This window comes from Variovorax beijingensis (assembly GCF_003951285.1).
Lineage (GTDB): Bacteria > Pseudomonadota > Gammaproteobacteria > Burkholderiales > Burkholderiaceae_C > Variovorax > Variovorax beijingensis.
Window position 1 is genome coordinate 81,376 of the sequence record NZ_RXFQ01000001.1, and the last position, 14,531, is coordinate 95,906.

Genomic DNA, 14,531 nt, shown 5'->3' on the forward strand with positions numbered 1-14,531 from the left:
GGCAGCCTCAGGGATGGGACGCGATCCAGGCGCGGTATTGCGGATGCTGGCGCAGTGTCTCGAAGCAGAAGCCCTTGGCCTTGAGGCCGGCGATCAGCGGTTCGAGGTTGGCCGGCGCCCACGGGTCCTTGCGCGACCAGATGCCCAGGTGCGCGAGCAGGATGTCGCCAGGGCGGATGGTTTCCAGCGCCTGCGCCAGCAGCTTTTCATTGCTGAACTTCTCGCTCGGCAGCTCGTCCCCCAGGAAGCCCGCCGGCGACCATCCCACGTGCTCGAAACCGCAGGCCTTGGCCGCCGCGAGCAGCCGGGGCGAGGTCTTGCCGCCTGGCGCACGGTACAGCGGCAGCGGCTTCTTGCCGGTGATGAGGGCCAGCCGCTCGGAGGCCTTGCTGATGTTGGCGCAGTATTCGGCCGCGCTCCAGGTGAACTCGCGTCCGGCCAGTGCGCCCGCCGACGGCTTGATGCGGAAGCTCGGCTCTACGCCCTTGAGGTCGCCGCGCCAGTACGCGTGGTCATAGGTGTGCGAGGCGAATTCGTTGCCTTCGGCCGCCCTCGCCTTCCACCATGGCGCCCAGTGGCTGTCGAGGCTGTCGCCGTCGGTCTGGGTGCGCTCGGCGGCGGCAAAGAAGGTGACGCGGACGTTCTGGCGCTTGAGCACATCAGCCACCAGCGGGGCCACGCCCATGTGGCCGGTGTCGAAGGTCAGGTAGACCGGCTTCTCGCAGGAAGCGCCCTGCTGCTGCGCCCAGGCAGCCGGCACCGCCGCGAGGGCGATCACCAGGGCCGCGGTCCGGCCGGTGCGGCTAGAGGCGCTTGGCATGGTCCAGCGTCCAGACGCCGTGCGGCGAACGGCCGACGTTGACCTGGCGCACGAGCTTGTTGTTCACCAGGTCCACCACGCTGAGCTTCTTGGCCCAGCGCGAGGTGACATACAGCGTCTTGCCGTCGGCCGATACGTCCATGCAGTCGGGCCCACCGGGCACCGGGTAGACGGCGCCGACCTTCAGCGTCGCCAGGTCGATCCGGCTGATGGTGTTGGCCACCCGGTTGCTCACGAAAACGCTCTTGCCGTCGCCGGCCGAGCGGAAGGCATGGGCGCCCTTGCCGGTCGGAATCTTGCCGACCAGCTTGGGCTCGGCGCCGGCCACGTCGAACACCTGCACGCCGTCGCTGCCGGTCAGGCCCACGAGCAGGGTCTTGTCGTTGTGGATGCCGAAGATGTCGGCCGGCATGGCGCCGGTGGCCACGCGCCAGCGGATGGTCTGCGTGGGCAGGTCGATGGCGATCAGTTCGTCGCTGTCCTGCATGGTCACGTAGGCGATGGTGCTGGTGTTGTCGATCCAGATGTGGCTGGGCGTCTTGCCCGACGCAATGCGCTTGGCCAGCTTCAGGTCCTTGCCGTCCCAGCGGTAGATGTCGACGTGGTTCAGGCGGTTGGCCGCGGTGACGAACCACTTCATGTCGCGCGAGAACTGCAGCTGGTAGGGATCGATGATGCCGTACACCACGCGCTGCACTTCGGCCGTCCTGGGGTTCAGGAAGGTGAGCGAATCGCCCGCCGAATTGGCCACGATGACCGACTTTTCGTCGGGCGTCATGTAGATGTGGTGCGGCTCCTTGCCGGTGGCGATGCGCTGCTTTTCGGTCCAGTCGGCCGGACTGATCACGCTGACGCTGGCGTCCAGCGAATTGAGCACGAAGATCGGCGGGGCCTCGGGCGGCGCGGCGGCGGCGGCTTGTGCCACCCAGACCGCCAGGCATGAAAACAGGAAGGCCGAAAAGCGGCCATTCGGTCGGGCAGGAAATCGCAAGGGAAGGTTCCGAGAGAGAGCTGGGAATCTTAACGGCCGCACCTGAAGACTGGCTGACCGGGAAGACGCGCTTTCCGCCCTTATTTCGGCGTTTTCGGAGGCTTGGCGGGCGCCCGCAGCGCCGCGACCTGCTCGGCCGTGAGCCAGCGCCATTGGCCGGCAGCCAGGTCGCCCGGCAGCGCCAGGTCGCCGATGCGGGAGCGGTGCAGGCCCTCGACCCGGTTGCCGACCGCCGCCAGCATGCGCTTGACCTGGTGGTACTTGCCCTCGGTCAGCGTCAGCCGCAGGTGCAGCGGGCCGTCGGATTCGCAGGCAGCCGCGCGCACCGGCTTCGGATCGTCGTCGAGCACCACGCCGGCCAGCAGCTTGTCGATCTGGGCCGCGTCCACCGGGTGCTTGGCCGTGACCTCGTAGACCTTGGGCACATGGTGCTTGGGCGAGCCCATCTTGTGGATGAACTGGCCGTCGTCCGTCAGCAGCAGCAGCCCGGTGGTGTCCTGATCGAGCCGGCCGATGGCCTGCACGCCCTGTACCGCACCCTTGTTGGGCCGCAGCCGCAGCGGCGACGGCAGCAGCGTGTAGATGCTCGGGTAGGTCGAGGGCTTCTGCGAGCACTCGGTGCCCGCGGGCTTGTGCAGCATCAGGTAGGCCTTCTCGTGGCAGGCCCACTCGGTGCCCTGCACGGTGAACAGCAGGCCCTCGGGATCGAGGTCGGCGAACGGATCGGTCACGGCCGCGCCGGCAATGCTCACATGGCCTTGCTGGATCAGCCCCGCGCACACGCGCCGCGTGCCGAAGCCCTGGGTATAGAGGATGTCTTGCAGGTGCATGAAAAATGAAAAAAGCGGCCGTGCCGACAGGGGCACGGCCGCCTTCAAGTGTGCCGCAGGTTCAGTAGCCTGCCGCGAGGCCCGTGTTGCGGCGGGGGTCGTTGGCGCCGTAGAAGCGGTTGGCCCCCACCGGCTTGCCGCCCAGCGACGGCGCGCCGACGATGATCGCCGCCATGTGGTTGGCCGGCTGCGGCACGCCCAGGTTGTGGCCCATGTCGGCCAGGATCTTGCGGGTGTCGGGGCTCAGGGCGAAGGTCTCGACGTTGGTCACGTCAGGCAGCCATTGCTGGTGGAAGCGCGGCGCATCGACGGCCTCCTGCACGTTCATGCCGTAGTCGACCACGTTCAGGATGGTATGCAGCACCGCCGTGATGATGCGGCTGCCGCCGGGCGTGCCGACCACGAACACCGGCTTGCCGTCCTTCGAGACGATGGTCGGGCTCATCGAGCTCAGCGGGCGCTTGCCCGGGGCGATGGCATTGGCCTCGCCCTGTACCAGGCCGTACATGTTGGGCACGCCGATCTTCGCGGTGAAGTCGTCCATCTCGTTGTTCAGCAGCACGCCGGTCTTGTCGGCCGTGACCTTGGCGCCGAACCAGTCGTTGAGCGTGTAGGTAACCGACACCGCGTTGCCCTGCTGGTCGGTGATCGAATAGTGCGTTGTGTTGCTGCCTTCGTGCGGCGCGACGCCGGGCTTGATGTCCTTGGAGACGCCGGCCTTCTTCGGATCGATGGCGGCGCGGATCTTCCCGGCGTAGCCCTTGTCGAGCAGGCGCTCGAGCGGGTTCTTCACGAAATCCGGGTCGCCCAGGTAGCTGTTGCGGTCCACGTAGGCATGGCGCATGGCCTCGATCTGGTAGTGCACCGCTTCTGCCGAGCGAAAGCCCAGGTCCTTGAGCGGATAGCCCTCGAGAATGTTGAGCATCTCGCAGATGATCACGCCGCCCGAACTCGGCGGCGGCGCCGACACCACGCGGTAGCCGCGGTAGTCGCACTCCACCGGCGCAAGCTCGCGCGTCTTGTACTGGTCGAGGTCGGCCTGCGTGATGATGCCCTTGCCGGCCTGGCTCGATGCCACGATCGCCTGCCCGACCCAGCCCTTGTAGAACCCGTCGACACCCTTGGCGCTCACGGCGCGCAGCGTCTTGGCGAGGTCTTTCTGCACCAGCTTCTGGCCGACCGCGAAGGGCTCGCCCTTGTTCAGGAAGATGGCGCCGGAAACCGGGTCCTTCTTGAAGTCGCTGGTGGAGGTGCGCAGCATGTCGACATCGCCCTGCTCCAGCGCAAAGCCCTTTTCGGCCAGCCGGATCGAGGGAGCGATCAGCTCGGCCCGTTTCATGGTGCCGTATTTCTCGCGCGCGTATTCCATCCCCGAAACCGTGCCCGGCACGCCGACGGCAAGATGGCCGTTGGTGCTCAAGCCCTTGATGACGTTGCCGTCCTTGTCGAGGTACATGTTGGCCGTGGCGGCCAGCGGGGCCTTCTCGCGGAAGTCGAGGAAAGTCTTGCGGCCATCGGCCAGCTGCACGGTCATGAAGCCGCCGCCGCCCAGGTTGCCTGCCGCCGGGTAGACCACCGCCAGCGCGTAGCCCACGGCCACCGCCGCATCGACGGCGTTGCCGCCGCGCTTGAGCACGTCGACGCCGACCTTGGTGGCCAGGTGCTGCGCGCTCACGACCATGCCGTGCTCGGCCGCGACCGGCGCCTGCGATGCGGCATTCGAGGCGCTTGCGCCCGCGAGCAGGAGCGCCGCCGCCACGGCGGTGCGCAGGGCCGGAGTCCAGTGGAGGTTCTGCATGGGTGGATTTCCTCTCTTGAGTTCGATGGGAACGGTAACGATCACGCGACGAGCAGCGCCTTGCGCCGCAAGGCGGCCAGGCCGAGCACCACCTGCTGGAGTGCGAACTCCTTCAGCGCCGAAGCTTCGGCCAGCGGCTTGTCGTTCTGAATGAAACGCAGGCGGCCGGCGCCCACTTCGTGCGCCAGGTGGTCGGCCAACATGCCGTGCGAATGCGCGCCATCGAGCAGCGGCAGCAGGCAGCGCTCGAGCGCGGAAAGCCCCACGGGTTCGTGCCACTGATTGCAGGCACTGGCCGAGCTTCCGGCCGACAACGCCAGGCCTGGCGCACTGCGCACCGACGGCAGTGCCCGCGGCAAGGCAGAGACCTCCGCGGCGGCGTGCACCGGCGCGCGCCGCACGCGCACGGCACCAAGGATCACCAGTTCCTCGAGCATCGACAGCACCGCCGGCTCGACCGACGAACGCGGCTCGCCCAGCAGCGCGAGTACCGCGGCCACCAGCCCCTCGAACGACACGCTGGCCGGGTAATGCGCATCGAGCACCTGCGCCAGGGCCTTGTGCACCGGCAGCCGCAGCGTCACCGTCAGGTTGCGCAGCGCATTGCACGGCTGCTCGCGCGCATCGAGCGTGAGCGCGCTGCCGTCTGCAGCGGCGAACAGGCCGGCAAACTCAAAGCCGCTGATGCGGGCCTGGTCGAGCCGGTAGCGGATGTCCCCGGCCCGGCCCTGCTTCACCAGCAGCGTCTGGCGGAACGTGCGATTGACCAGGAAGTCGAGATACTGCTCCATCAGGATCTGGCTGCCGCCGCACTCGCGCAGCAGCGGCTCGCGAACCTTCTCGCCGTAGTTCTGGACGAACATCGTCGATGGTTCCGCCTCTGCCAGGTAGCTGAGGCCATTCGCCTCGGCGCGCGCCGCGAACTCCTTGAAATAGCACGGTGCGTTGCAGGGCTCGAGGAACTCGTGCAGCAGGTAGGAGCCGTTGGCACCGCGCACGATCGGCATCGTTTCCTCGAGCGTTTTGCCGAGCACGCTGCCGGGGCGGGCCGACTGCTCGAGGAATTCGAGCATGCCGCGCGCATAGGACAGCTTTTCCTCCGGCGTGTCGCGCGGGCCGCCGCGCAGGATCATCGCGTCGCGCACGATCTCCCTCGCCTTCCAGCCGGGGTACACGTTGTAGCTGACATAGGCGACGCCATCGGGCGCAAGGTTCTCCGAGCACACGCGCAGGATCGCGTCTTGCACCGGCCCCGGCACCCAGCTGTAGACGCCGTGGCAGATGATGTAGTCGAACTGGCCGAACGATGCATCGATCTCTGCCAGATTGAACGCCCGCAGTTCGACATTCGGCAGTCCGGCGCGCGCGATGGCCTCGCGGCCCTGCTCGATCTGCACCGTCGACAGATCGAGGCCCAGGGCGCTGGCTTCGGGGTGGCGCGCCGCAAACGGAATCAGGTTGCCGCCTGCCGCGCAGCCGAGTTCCAGCACGCGCGCCGTGGACGGGGCCGGTGCCTCGAGGCCGAACAGAAAGGCAATGGCCTCCAGGTGCTCGACGGCGGTTTGAGGGAACGGGTGCGACTCGTAGGGCACCGCGTCGTAGTAGCTCGTGAGCGTGGAAGTCAGTGAATCGGGCACGGCGTCCTTTTGGGAATCGAGGCCGGCAGCAGCCCCTTTGCCAAGGGGAAGCCGCGGCCATGGTGTGTCGGTTCCCGCCGACTATAGCCTCGCGCCGGGCAAAAAAAAGCCAACCCGTCGAAGGTTGGCTTTTTTGCGGTGGATGGTGGAGCTGGGGGGATTTGAACCCCCGTCCGCAAGCCTTCATCGCGCAGTTCTACATGTTTAGTGATCTGATTTGAGTCTCGCTTCCGGAGTCGCGCAGTCACACGCTAAACCGGACGCCAGCACCCTATTTTCTCGCCCCGACCCAAGGTACCCGGATCGGAGCCAGCCCATGTAATTATCCTTGCAGCCGGGAGGTCAGGATTGCTCCAGACCCCCTTGCCCAGCCCATCGGCCAACTGTTGCAAGGCTCACTGGCAATTAAGCAGCGAGTGCGAAACGTTCGTCGTTTGCAGTTAGTTTGTTTGAATCTGTTTTACGAGCGCATTCAGCTCGACATGCCCCGCTGCGACTCCGAACCCACGTCGAAACCAGTGCAGCCCCAAGCACACCATTTTAGGCCGGGTTGAGGAATTGCAAGAGCTCCAGGGGTGAAGTAATTGCGGCATCGGCCTCCCAGAGCGTGGCGTCCGCCTGGGGGCCCATGTAACCATAGGTAGCCGCAATGGTCCGCATGCCAGCGGCCCGGCCCGCGATGATGTCGCGTTCGTCGTCTCCCACGTAGATGCAGGCACTGGATGGGATTCCAAGCCGGCGTGCCGCTTCATGCAGGGGTTCGGGGTGCGGCTTGGCGTACGGCGTGGTGTCGCCGCTCACGATGGCGCCGGCGCTGCCGAAAAGCGGAATGGCGCGCGTCAGCGGATCGGTGAAGCGTGCCGACTTGTTGGTGACCACGCCCCAAGCCAGCCCGCGCGCCCGGATGGCGTCGATGAGCGGCTGCACCCCGTCGAACACCTGCGTGTTGAGCAGCATGCGGTTTTCGTAGGCAACGAAAAACTCTTCCCTCAACGCAGGAAATTCCGGTGCCTCGGGCGTGATGCCGAAAGCCACGCCGAGCATGCCCCGGGCACCGGCTCCCGCCATGAACCGATAGCGCTCCAGGGGGTACGACTCAAGGCCGCGATCCGTGCGCATCTTGTCGGCCGCGGCGCCAAGATCGGGCGCGCTGTCGATCAGCGTGCCGTCCAGATCGAACAGCACGGCCTGAATTGCTGCGCCCGTCACGCTTGTGAACCCGTCAAGGCCGGCTTCTGCGTGGCGAACATGTAGTTGACGCTGGTGTCGGCGCTGAGCCAGTAACGCCGCGTCAGCGGGTTGTGCTCCATGCCGCGCGTGTGCCGCAGGTCGAGGCCGGCCGCGCGGCAGTGGGCCGCCAGTTCGCTGGGGCGCAGCAGCTTCGCGTACTCGTGCGTGCCCCGGGGCAGCATACCCAGAACGTATTCGGCGCCGACGATCGCAAGCATGAACGACTTCAGGTTGCGGTTGATGGTGGAAAAGAACACCCAGCCACCCGGTTTGACGAGCGTGGCACAGGCCTGGACGATCGAAGCGGGCTCGGGCACATGCTCGAGCATTTCCATGCAGGTGACGACGTCGAAACTGCCGGGCTGCTCCGCGGCCAGCGCCTCCGCGCTGACCTCCCGGTACTTGACGCCCTGGGTTCCGGCTTCAAGCGCATGCAGGCGCGCCACCTTGAGCGCCTTGCTCGCCAGATCGATACCGAGCACGTCTGCGCCCTTTCGGGCCATCGAATCAGCCAGAATGCCGCCGCCGCAACCGATATCGAGCACCCGGCGCTGCGAAATCGGCGCAATACCGTCAATCCATTCCAGGCGCAATGGATTGATTTCATGGAGCGGGCGGAATTCGCTGTCCAAATCCCACCAGCGGTGGGCCAGTTCCGAAAACTTGGCGAGTTCCGCCGGATCGGCATTCACGTGATCTGTCATGCCGTGATTATGAAACGGAGAATGCGCCGTCGGACATCGACCGGCACTTGATGCTGCCGGAAGGAATTCGGCAGGCATAAAAAAACCCCGCCGAAGCGGGGTTTCTTTTAACGATTCAATCGAATCAGCGGGTGGCGCGGGTGCCGACCACTTCGATTTCCACGCGACGGTTCTTGGCGCGGCCTTCCTTGGTGCGGTTGTCCGCAACAGGCTGCTTCTCGCCCTTGCCTTCGGTGTAGACGCGGTTGCGTTCGATGCCCTTCGAGACCAGGAAGGCCTTGACGGCTTCGGCGCGGCGCACCGACAGACGCTGGTTGTAGGCGTCCGAACCGATCGAGTCGGTGTGGCCCACAGCGATGATCACTTCGAGGTTGACGTCGCGGATCTTCGAGACCAGGTCGGTCAGCTTGGCGCGACCTTCGGGCTTGAGAACCGACTTGTCGAAGTCGAAGAATGCGTCGGCAGCGAAGGTGACCTTCGAGGCAGCCACGGCCGGCGGAGCAGGACGCGCCGGAGCCGCGGGAGCGGGCGTGGCGGCAGCAGGAGCTGGCGGAACCAGAGCACCGTCGCAACCGGCAGCAGCAGTAGCCGGCGTCCAGTTGGCATCACGCCAGCACAGTTCGTTCGTGCCGTTCTTCCAAACCAGTTCGCCGGTGCCGTTTTGCCAGTTGTCGATCGTAGGACCGCCGTTCGCAGCGGTGACACGGGTCTGCGCGCCGGCGGCAGTGGCGAGCGCAGCGACTGCAAACATCATCGCCACTTTATTCAGTTTCTTCATGGTTCTCCTCTTGGGGAAAAAGCCGCAGCCGCGCTGCGAATCAAGGACGCTTTAAGTGACCACCACCCAAAACGTTGAGGCGATTGTGCCATAGGGTCTTTGGCAAACAGGCCGCCGGACGCCCCGGAAGCGTAGGACGGAGGCGGAATAGCGGCCTTGTGTTGCGGCGGTGCGACACCCCTCACAGCGTAAAATTTCGCCTTCCTGCCGCCAGCCTCTTGCTCAATGACCTCCTTCGCCAAAGAAACCCTGCCCATCAGTCTCGAAGAGGAAATGCGCAGCAGCTATCTCGATTACGCCATGAGCGTGATCGTGGGCCGGGCGCTTCCCGATGCGCGCGACGGCCTCAAGCCTGTGCACCGGCGTGTGCTGTATGCCATGCACGAGCTCAACAACGACTGGAACCGGGCCTACAAGAAGTCCGCCCGCATCGTGGGCGACGTGATCGGCAAGTACCACCCGCACGGCGATCAATCCGTCTATGACACCATCGTGCGGCTGGCGCAGGACTTTTCCATGCGCCATATGCTGGTCGACGGCCAGGGCAACTTCGGGTCGGTCGACGGAGACAACGCGGCCGCAATGCGGTATACGGAAATCCGGCTGGCCAAAATTGCGCACGAAATGCTGGCCGATATCGACAAGGAAACTGTCGATTTCCAGGACAATTACGACGGCTCCGAAAAAGAACCAAAGGTCCTTCCGAGCAAACTGCCGAATTTGCTGGTGAATGGCTCAGGCGGTATTGCAGTCGGCATGGCCACCAATATTCCGCCGCACAATCTCAATGAGGTGGTGGACGCCTGCCTGCACATGCTGCGCAATCCGCAGGCCACCATCGACGAGCTGATGGAAATCGTGCCGGCACCCGACTTCCCGACGGCCGGCATCATCTACGGCATCAATGGCGTGAGGGACGGCTACCGCACCGGCCGCGGCAAGGTCGTGATGCGCGCCAAGTGCCATTTCGAGGACATCGACCGCGGCCAGCGCCAGGCGATCATCGTCGACGAGCTCCCCTACCAGGTCAACAAGAAGACGCTGCAGGAGCGCATGGCCGAGCTGGTGCACGAAAAGAAGATCGAAGGCATCAGCCACATCCAGGACGAGTCCGACAAGTCGGGCATGCGCCTGGTCATCGAGCTCAAGCGCGGCGAAGTGCCCGAGGTGGTGCTCAACAACCTGTACAAGCAGACCCAGCTGCAGGACACCTTCGGCATCAACATGGTGGCGCTGGTCGACGGCCAGCCCAAGCTGTGCAACCTGAAGGACCTGATCGAGGTCTTCCTGCAGCACCGCCGTGAAGTGGTCACGCGCCGCACCGTCTTCACGCTGCGCAAGGCGCGCGAACGCGGCCACGTGCTCGAAGGCCTGGCGGTGGCGCTGGCCAACATCGACGAGTTCATCCGCATCATCCGCGAGTCGCCCACTCCGCCGGTCGCCAAAGCCGAACTGATGACCCGCAGCTGGGACAGCAAGCTGGTGCGCGAGATGCTGACGCGTTCGCGCGCGGACGGCGGCGTGGTCAATGCCGACGACTACCGCCCCGAGGGCCTGGAGCGCGAGTTCGGCATGGGCTCGGACGGCCTGTACCGCCTGTCGGAGACGCAGGCCCAGGAAATCCTGCAGATGCGCCTGCAGCGCCTGACCGGCCTCGAACAGGACAAGATCGTTGCCGAGTACAAGGAGGTCATGGCCGAGATCGATGACCTGCTCGACATCCTGGCCAAGCCCGAGCGGGTCTCGGTCATCATTGGCGAAGAACTCGGCACCATCAAGCATGAGTTCGGCCAGTCCAAGCTCGGCGCGCGCCGCAGCCTGGTGGAGCACAGCGCCTACGACCTCTCGACCGAAGACCTGATCACGCCTACCGACATGGTGGTGACGCTTTCGCACAGCGGCTACATCAAGAGCCAGCCGCTGAACGAGTACCGCGCGCAAAAACGGGGCGGACGCGGCAAGCAGGCCACCGTCACCAAGGAAGACGACTGGATCGACCAGCTCTTCATTGCCAACACGCACGACTACATCCTGTGCTTCTCCAACCGTGGCCGGCTGTACTGGCTCAAGGTGTGGGAAGTGCCGGCGGGCTCGCGCGGCTCGCGCGGGCGGCCCATCGTCAACATGTTCCCGCTGCAGGAAGGCGAAAAAATCAACGTCGCGCTCGCCCTGACCGGCGAGAAGCGCAACTTCCCGGCCGACCAGTACGTGTTCATGGCCACCTCCATGGGCACGGTCAAGAAGACCACGCTCGACGAATTCAACAACCCGCGCAAGGGCGGCATCATTGCCGTGAACCTCGACGAGGGCGACTACCTCATCGGCGCCGCCCTGACCGACGGCAAGCACGACGTGATGCTGTTCAGCGACGGCGGCAAGGCCGTGCGCTTCGACGAAGAGGACGTGCGTCCGCTCGGCCGCAATGCACGCGGCGTGCGCGGCATGTCGCTCGATCCGGGGCAAGGCGTCATCGCGATGCTGGTGGCCGAGGACGAGCAGCAAAGCGTTCTCACCGCCACGGAAAATGGTTACGGAAAGCGCACAAGCATTACCGAGTACACGCGTCATGGCCGCGGAACCAAAGGCATGATTGCGATTCAACAGAGTGAGCGCAACGGCAAGGTCGTTGCCGCCACCCTCGTGCATGCGGACGATGAGATCATGCTCATCACCGACAAGGGCGTGCTCGTGCGCACCCGGGTAGCCGAGATTCGTGAGCTGGGTCGCGCAACGCAGGGCGTTACGCTGATCGGGCTCGACGAAGGCGCCAAACTCAGCGGGCTACAACGTATCGTCGAAAACGACGCCAACGGCGAGAGTGAGCCTGGCGCAGACGATACTTCCTCATCTTCAACGGAGAACCCTCAGTGAAAAAATTCAAGCTCGCACTTCTGACCGTCGCCCTGGCCGGCAGCTCGATGGCCGCCATGGCGCAGGACAAGGCTGCGCTCATCAAGCAGTTCATCGACGTGCAGCGCCCCGGCATCGAATCGCTGGCCCGCGGCCTGGTCGAGCAATCGAGCGCTCCGATTGCGCAGGCCGGCTCGCAGTACCTGCAGACGCAAGTGCCCGAAGCCAAGCGCGAATCGGCTGCCAAGGCGGCCGACGCCGAACTCAAGAAATACTTCGACGAGGCCTATCCGATCGTGCGCGACAAGGCGGTGCAGCTGGCACCCGGCGCCCTGACCCCGCTGCTCGAGCAGAACTTCAGCGAAGACGAGCTCAAGCAGCTGCTGGCCTGGATCAACTCGCCGCTCAGCAAGAAGTACCAGGACCTCAATCCGAAGATGCAGACTGCGCTGACCGAAAAGCTCGTGAGCGACACGCGCGCCACCATCGAACCGAAGATGCGCGCGCTGGACGAGAACGTGGCCAAGGCCCTGGGCGCTCCGACCGGCGGCTCGCAAGGCGCCGCTCCGGCCAAGGCACCGGCCAAAGCTCCCGCCAAGAAGTGACGTGACCCAGCAGCAGCTCCACCCGGCCGGCACGCGCCCGTACAACTTTTCCGCCGGTCCGGCTGCCATGCCGGAATCAGTGCTGCAACGCGCGGCCTCCGAAATGCTCGACTGGCAGGGCAGCGGGATGAGCGTGATGGAGATGAGCCACCGCGGCAAGGAATTCGGTGCGATCTGCACCGGGGCCGAAGCGGACATCCGCACGCTGCTGGCCGTGCCCGAGCACTTCCACATCCTCTTCATGCAGGGCGGCGGCCTCGGCGAGAATGCCATCGTGCCGATGAACCTGTCGCGCGGCACCGCCGCCGACTTCGTCATCACCGGCAGCTGGAGCATCAAGTCGCAGAAGGAAGCGCAGCGCTACTGCACGGCGAACATCGCCGCGAGCAACGCCGGCGACCATCACACGCGGCTGCCCGATCCCTCGACCTGGCAACTGAGCAAGGATGCCTCGTACGTGCACCTGTGCACCAACGAGACCATCAACGGCATCGAATTCCAGCAGCTGCCCGACCTCGCAGCCCTTGGCAGCGATGCGCCGCTGGTCATCGACTTTTCGTCGCACGTGGCCTCGCGCAGCGTCGACTGGCGCCGCGTCGGCCTTGCCTTTGGCGGTGCCCAGAAGAACCTCGGGCCGGCCGGACTCACCCTCGTGATCGTGCGCGACGACCTGCTCGGACACGCGCTCGAGATCTGCCCGAGCGCGTTCAACTACAAGATCGTGGCCGACAACAAGTCCATGTACAACACCCCGCCGACCTGGGGCATCTACATGGCGGGGCTGACGTTCCAGTGGCTGCTGCAGCAGACCGAGGGCGCGCTTACGGGCGTGGCCGCCATGGAGCAGCGCAACATCGCCAAGGCCAGGCTGCTGTACGACTTCATCGACGCCTCTTCGTTCTACCTCAACAAGATCGACCCGGGCTGCCGTTCGCGCATGAACGTGCCGTTCTTCCTGGCGGACGAGAGCCGCAACGACGCCTTCCTGGCCGGTGCGCGCGAGGCCGGCCTGCTTCAGCTCAAGGGCCACAAGTCGGTCGGCGGCATGCGCGCGAGCATCTACAACGCCATGCCGCTGGAAGGCGTACGGGCACTTGTGAGCTACATGCGAGAATTCGAGCGATCGCATGCCTAGGCGCATGCCCAGCTGCTCGCACCGATGACCGCCTCCGCTCCAACACCGCCCTCCTCTCCCGACAACTCCGAAAGCCTTGCCGATCTGCGCGTGCAGATCGACTCGCTCGACCAGCAACTGCTCGGCCTGCTCAATGAGCGGGCCCACGTGGCAGAGCTGGTGGGCGAGGTCAAGAAGCGCGAAGGCACGCCGTATTTCCGGCCCGACCGCGTGGCCCAGGTCATCGAGAAGATGCAAAAGAGCAATGCGGGCCCGCTCAAGGACCTGCATGTGGCCGCCATCTGGCGCGAAATCATGTCGGCCTGCCTGGCACTCGAATCGCCGCAGCGCGTCGCCGTGCTCGGTCCCGAGGGCACCTTCTGCGAGCAGGCTGCCATCGAATACTTCGGCGGCGCCGCCGACCTGATCTATTGCGCCAGCTTCGACGAGGTGTTCCACGCCACGGCGGCCGGCAGCGCCCAGTACGGCGTGGTGGGCGTCGAAAACTCGACCGAAGGCGTGGTCACGCGTTCGCTCGACCTGTTCCTGCATTCGCCGACCCATGTGGTGGGCGAAGTCAGCCTGCTGGTGCGCCACCATCTGCTGCGCAGCAGCAATACGCTGGACGGCGTTGAGGCCGTGCTGGCCCACCCGCAGGCGCTGGCGCAGTGCCAGACCTGGCTGTCGAAGCACCTGCCCCATGCCGAGCGGCGTGCCGTTTCGAGCAATGCCGAAGGCGCGCGTCTCGCGGCCACCAACCCGGCTTGGGCCGCACTGGCCGGCGAACGCGCCGCCACGCGCTTTGGCCTGCACATCGTGGCGCATGCGATCCAGGACGACTCCTACAACCGCACCCGCTTCTCCGTGATCTGCCTGCCGCAGACGCTGGCCATGCCGCCAGCTTCGGGGCGCGACTGCACGAGCCTGATCGTCTCCGTGCCGAACCGTCCCGGCGCCGTGCACGACCTGCTGGTGCCGCTGAAGGTCAACAACGTGTCCATGACCCGGTTCGAGTCACGCCCGGCGCGCACCGGCCAGTGGGAGTACTACTTCTACATCGACCTGGACGGCCATCCCTCGCAGCCCAACGTGGCTGCGGCGCTGGCCGAGCTGCGCGGGCTCTGCGCGTTCTACAAGGTGCTGGGCGCCTACCCCGTCAAAGCCTGAGCCGGAC

12 protein-coding genes and 1 other RNA gene are annotated in these 14,531 nt (G+C 65.5%); 4 read left to right on the forward strand and 9 right to left on the reverse strand.

The window, feature by feature from the left end:
- Positions 1 to 7: 7 nt before the first annotated feature.
- The 9 genes from EJO66_RS00440 to ompA form a co-directional block, all read right to left on the reverse strand.
- Positions 8 to 820 carry a polysaccharide deacetylase family protein gene (locus EJO66_RS00440; RefSeq protein ID WP_124956841.1) on the reverse strand — a complete coding sequence of 271 codons (813 nt, stop codon included), beginning with the start codon at positions 818 to 820 and terminating at the stop codon, positions 8 to 10.
- Entirely contained in the window at positions 804 to 1,811 is a 1,008-nt protein-coding gene (locus tag EJO66_RS00445; protein ID WP_124956843.1) for a YncE family protein, read from the reverse strand. The genes EJO66_RS00440 and EJO66_RS00445 overlap by 17 nt, the downstream gene beginning before the upstream one ends.
- Positions 1,812 to 1,891: 80 nt before the next feature.
- The gene (locus EJO66_RS00450) at positions 1,892 to 2,641 is read right to left on the reverse strand and encodes a pseudouridine synthase (RefSeq protein WP_125964447.1); all 750 of its coding nucleotides are present in this window, start codon (positions 2,639 to 2,641) and stop codon (positions 1,892 to 1,894) included.
- A 61-nt stretch (positions 2,642 to 2,702) separates the two neighbouring features.
- On the reverse strand, positions 2,703 to 4,439 hold the full coding sequence (gene ggt, locus EJO66_RS00455) for a gamma-glutamyltransferase (protein WP_125964448.1): 1,737 nt from the start codon (positions 4,437 to 4,439) through the stop codon (positions 2,703 to 2,705).
- A gap of 41 nt (positions 4,440 to 4,480) precedes the next feature.
- A complete protein-coding gene (locus EJO66_RS00460) occupies positions 4,481 to 6,076 on the reverse strand; it encodes a class I SAM-dependent methyltransferase (RefSeq protein WP_125964449.1) in 1,596 nt (531 codons plus the stop codon).
- A gap of 143 nt (positions 6,077 to 6,219) precedes the next feature.
- Positions 6,220 to 6,604, reverse strand: a transfer-messenger RNA (tmRNA) gene (gene ssrA / locus EJO66_RS00465).
- Positions 6,605 to 6,616: 12 nt separating this feature from the next.
- On the reverse strand, positions 6,617 to 7,285 hold the full coding sequence (locus EJO66_RS00470) for an HAD family hydrolase (RefSeq protein WP_125964450.1): 669 nt from the start codon (positions 7,283 to 7,285) through the stop codon (positions 6,617 to 6,619).
- Positions 7,282 to 8,010 carry a bifunctional 2-polyprenyl-6-hydroxyphenol methylase/3-demethylubiquinol 3-O-methyltransferase UbiG gene (ubiG, locus tag EJO66_RS00475; RefSeq protein ID WP_125964451.1) on the reverse strand — a complete coding sequence of 243 codons (729 nt, stop codon included), beginning with the start codon at positions 8,008 to 8,010 and terminating at the stop codon, positions 7,282 to 7,284. Before ubiG ends, EJO66_RS00470 begins: the two co-directional genes overlap by 4 nt.
- Positions 8,011 to 8,134: 124 nt before the next feature.
- Positions 8,135 to 8,788, reverse strand: a complete 654-nt coding sequence (gene ompA, locus EJO66_RS00480; RefSeq protein ID WP_124956855.1) for an outer membrane protein OmpA — start codon at positions 8,786 to 8,788, stop codon at positions 8,135 to 8,137.
- Positions 8,789 to 9,013: 225 nt separating this feature from the next.
- Here ompA and gyrA point away from each other — a divergent pair, with 225 nt between their 5' ends.
- The 4 genes from gyrA to pheA are packed head-to-tail and all read left to right on the forward strand — an operon-like array spanning position 9,014 to position 14,524.
- Positions 9,014 to 11,659, forward strand: a complete 2,646-nt coding sequence (gyrA, locus tag EJO66_RS00485; protein ID WP_124956857.1) for a DNA gyrase subunit A — start codon at positions 9,014 to 9,016, stop codon at positions 11,657 to 11,659.
- Positions 11,656 to 12,243 carry a DUF2059 domain-containing protein gene (locus EJO66_RS00490; RefSeq protein ID WP_124956859.1) on the forward strand — a complete coding sequence of 196 codons (588 nt, stop codon included), beginning with the start codon at positions 11,656 to 11,658 and terminating at the stop codon, positions 12,241 to 12,243. The genes gyrA and EJO66_RS00490 overlap by 4 nt, the downstream gene beginning before the upstream one ends.
- A 1-nt stretch (position 12,244) precedes the next feature.
- Positions 12,245 to 13,378 carry a 3-phosphoserine/phosphohydroxythreonine transaminase gene (serC, locus tag EJO66_RS00495; RefSeq protein ID WP_125964452.1) on the forward strand — a complete coding sequence of 378 codons (1,134 nt, stop codon included), beginning with the start codon at positions 12,245 to 12,247 and terminating at the stop codon, positions 13,376 to 13,378.
- Between the two features lie 24 nt (positions 13,379 to 13,402).
- Complete coding sequence (gene pheA / locus EJO66_RS00500) at positions 13,403 to 14,524, forward strand: prephenate dehydratase (protein WP_124956863.1); 1,122 nt, start codon at positions 13,403 to 13,405, stop codon at positions 14,522 to 14,524.
- Positions 14,525 to 14,531 lie beyond the last annotated feature (7 nt).

Coding starts and splice junctions, on each gene's coding strand:
- gyrA (WP_124956857.1), top strand. CDS start 9,014: ATGACCTCCTTCGCCAAAGAAACCCTGCCCATCAGTCTCGAAGAGGAA.
- EJO66_RS00450 (WP_125964447.1), bottom strand. CDS start 2,641: ATGCACCTGCAAGACATCCTCTATACCCAGGGCTTCGGCACGCGGCGC.
- EJO66_RS00440 (WP_124956841.1), bottom strand. CDS start 820: ATGCCAAGCGCCTCTAGCCGCACCGGCCGGACCGCGGCCCTGGTGATC.
- ompA (WP_124956855.1), bottom strand. CDS start 8,788: ATGAAGAAACTGAATAAAGTGGCGATGATGTTTGCAGTCGCTGCGCTC.
- pheA (WP_124956863.1), top strand. CDS start 13,403: ATGACCGCCTCCGCTCCAACACCGCCCTCCTCTCCCGACAACTCCGAA.
- ggt (WP_125964448.1), bottom strand. CDS start 4,439: ATGCAGAACCTCCACTGGACTCCGGCCCTGCGCACCGCCGTGGCGGCG.
- ubiG (WP_125964451.1), bottom strand. CDS start 8,010: ATGACAGATCACGTGAATGCCGATCCGGCGGAACTCGCCAAGTTTTCG.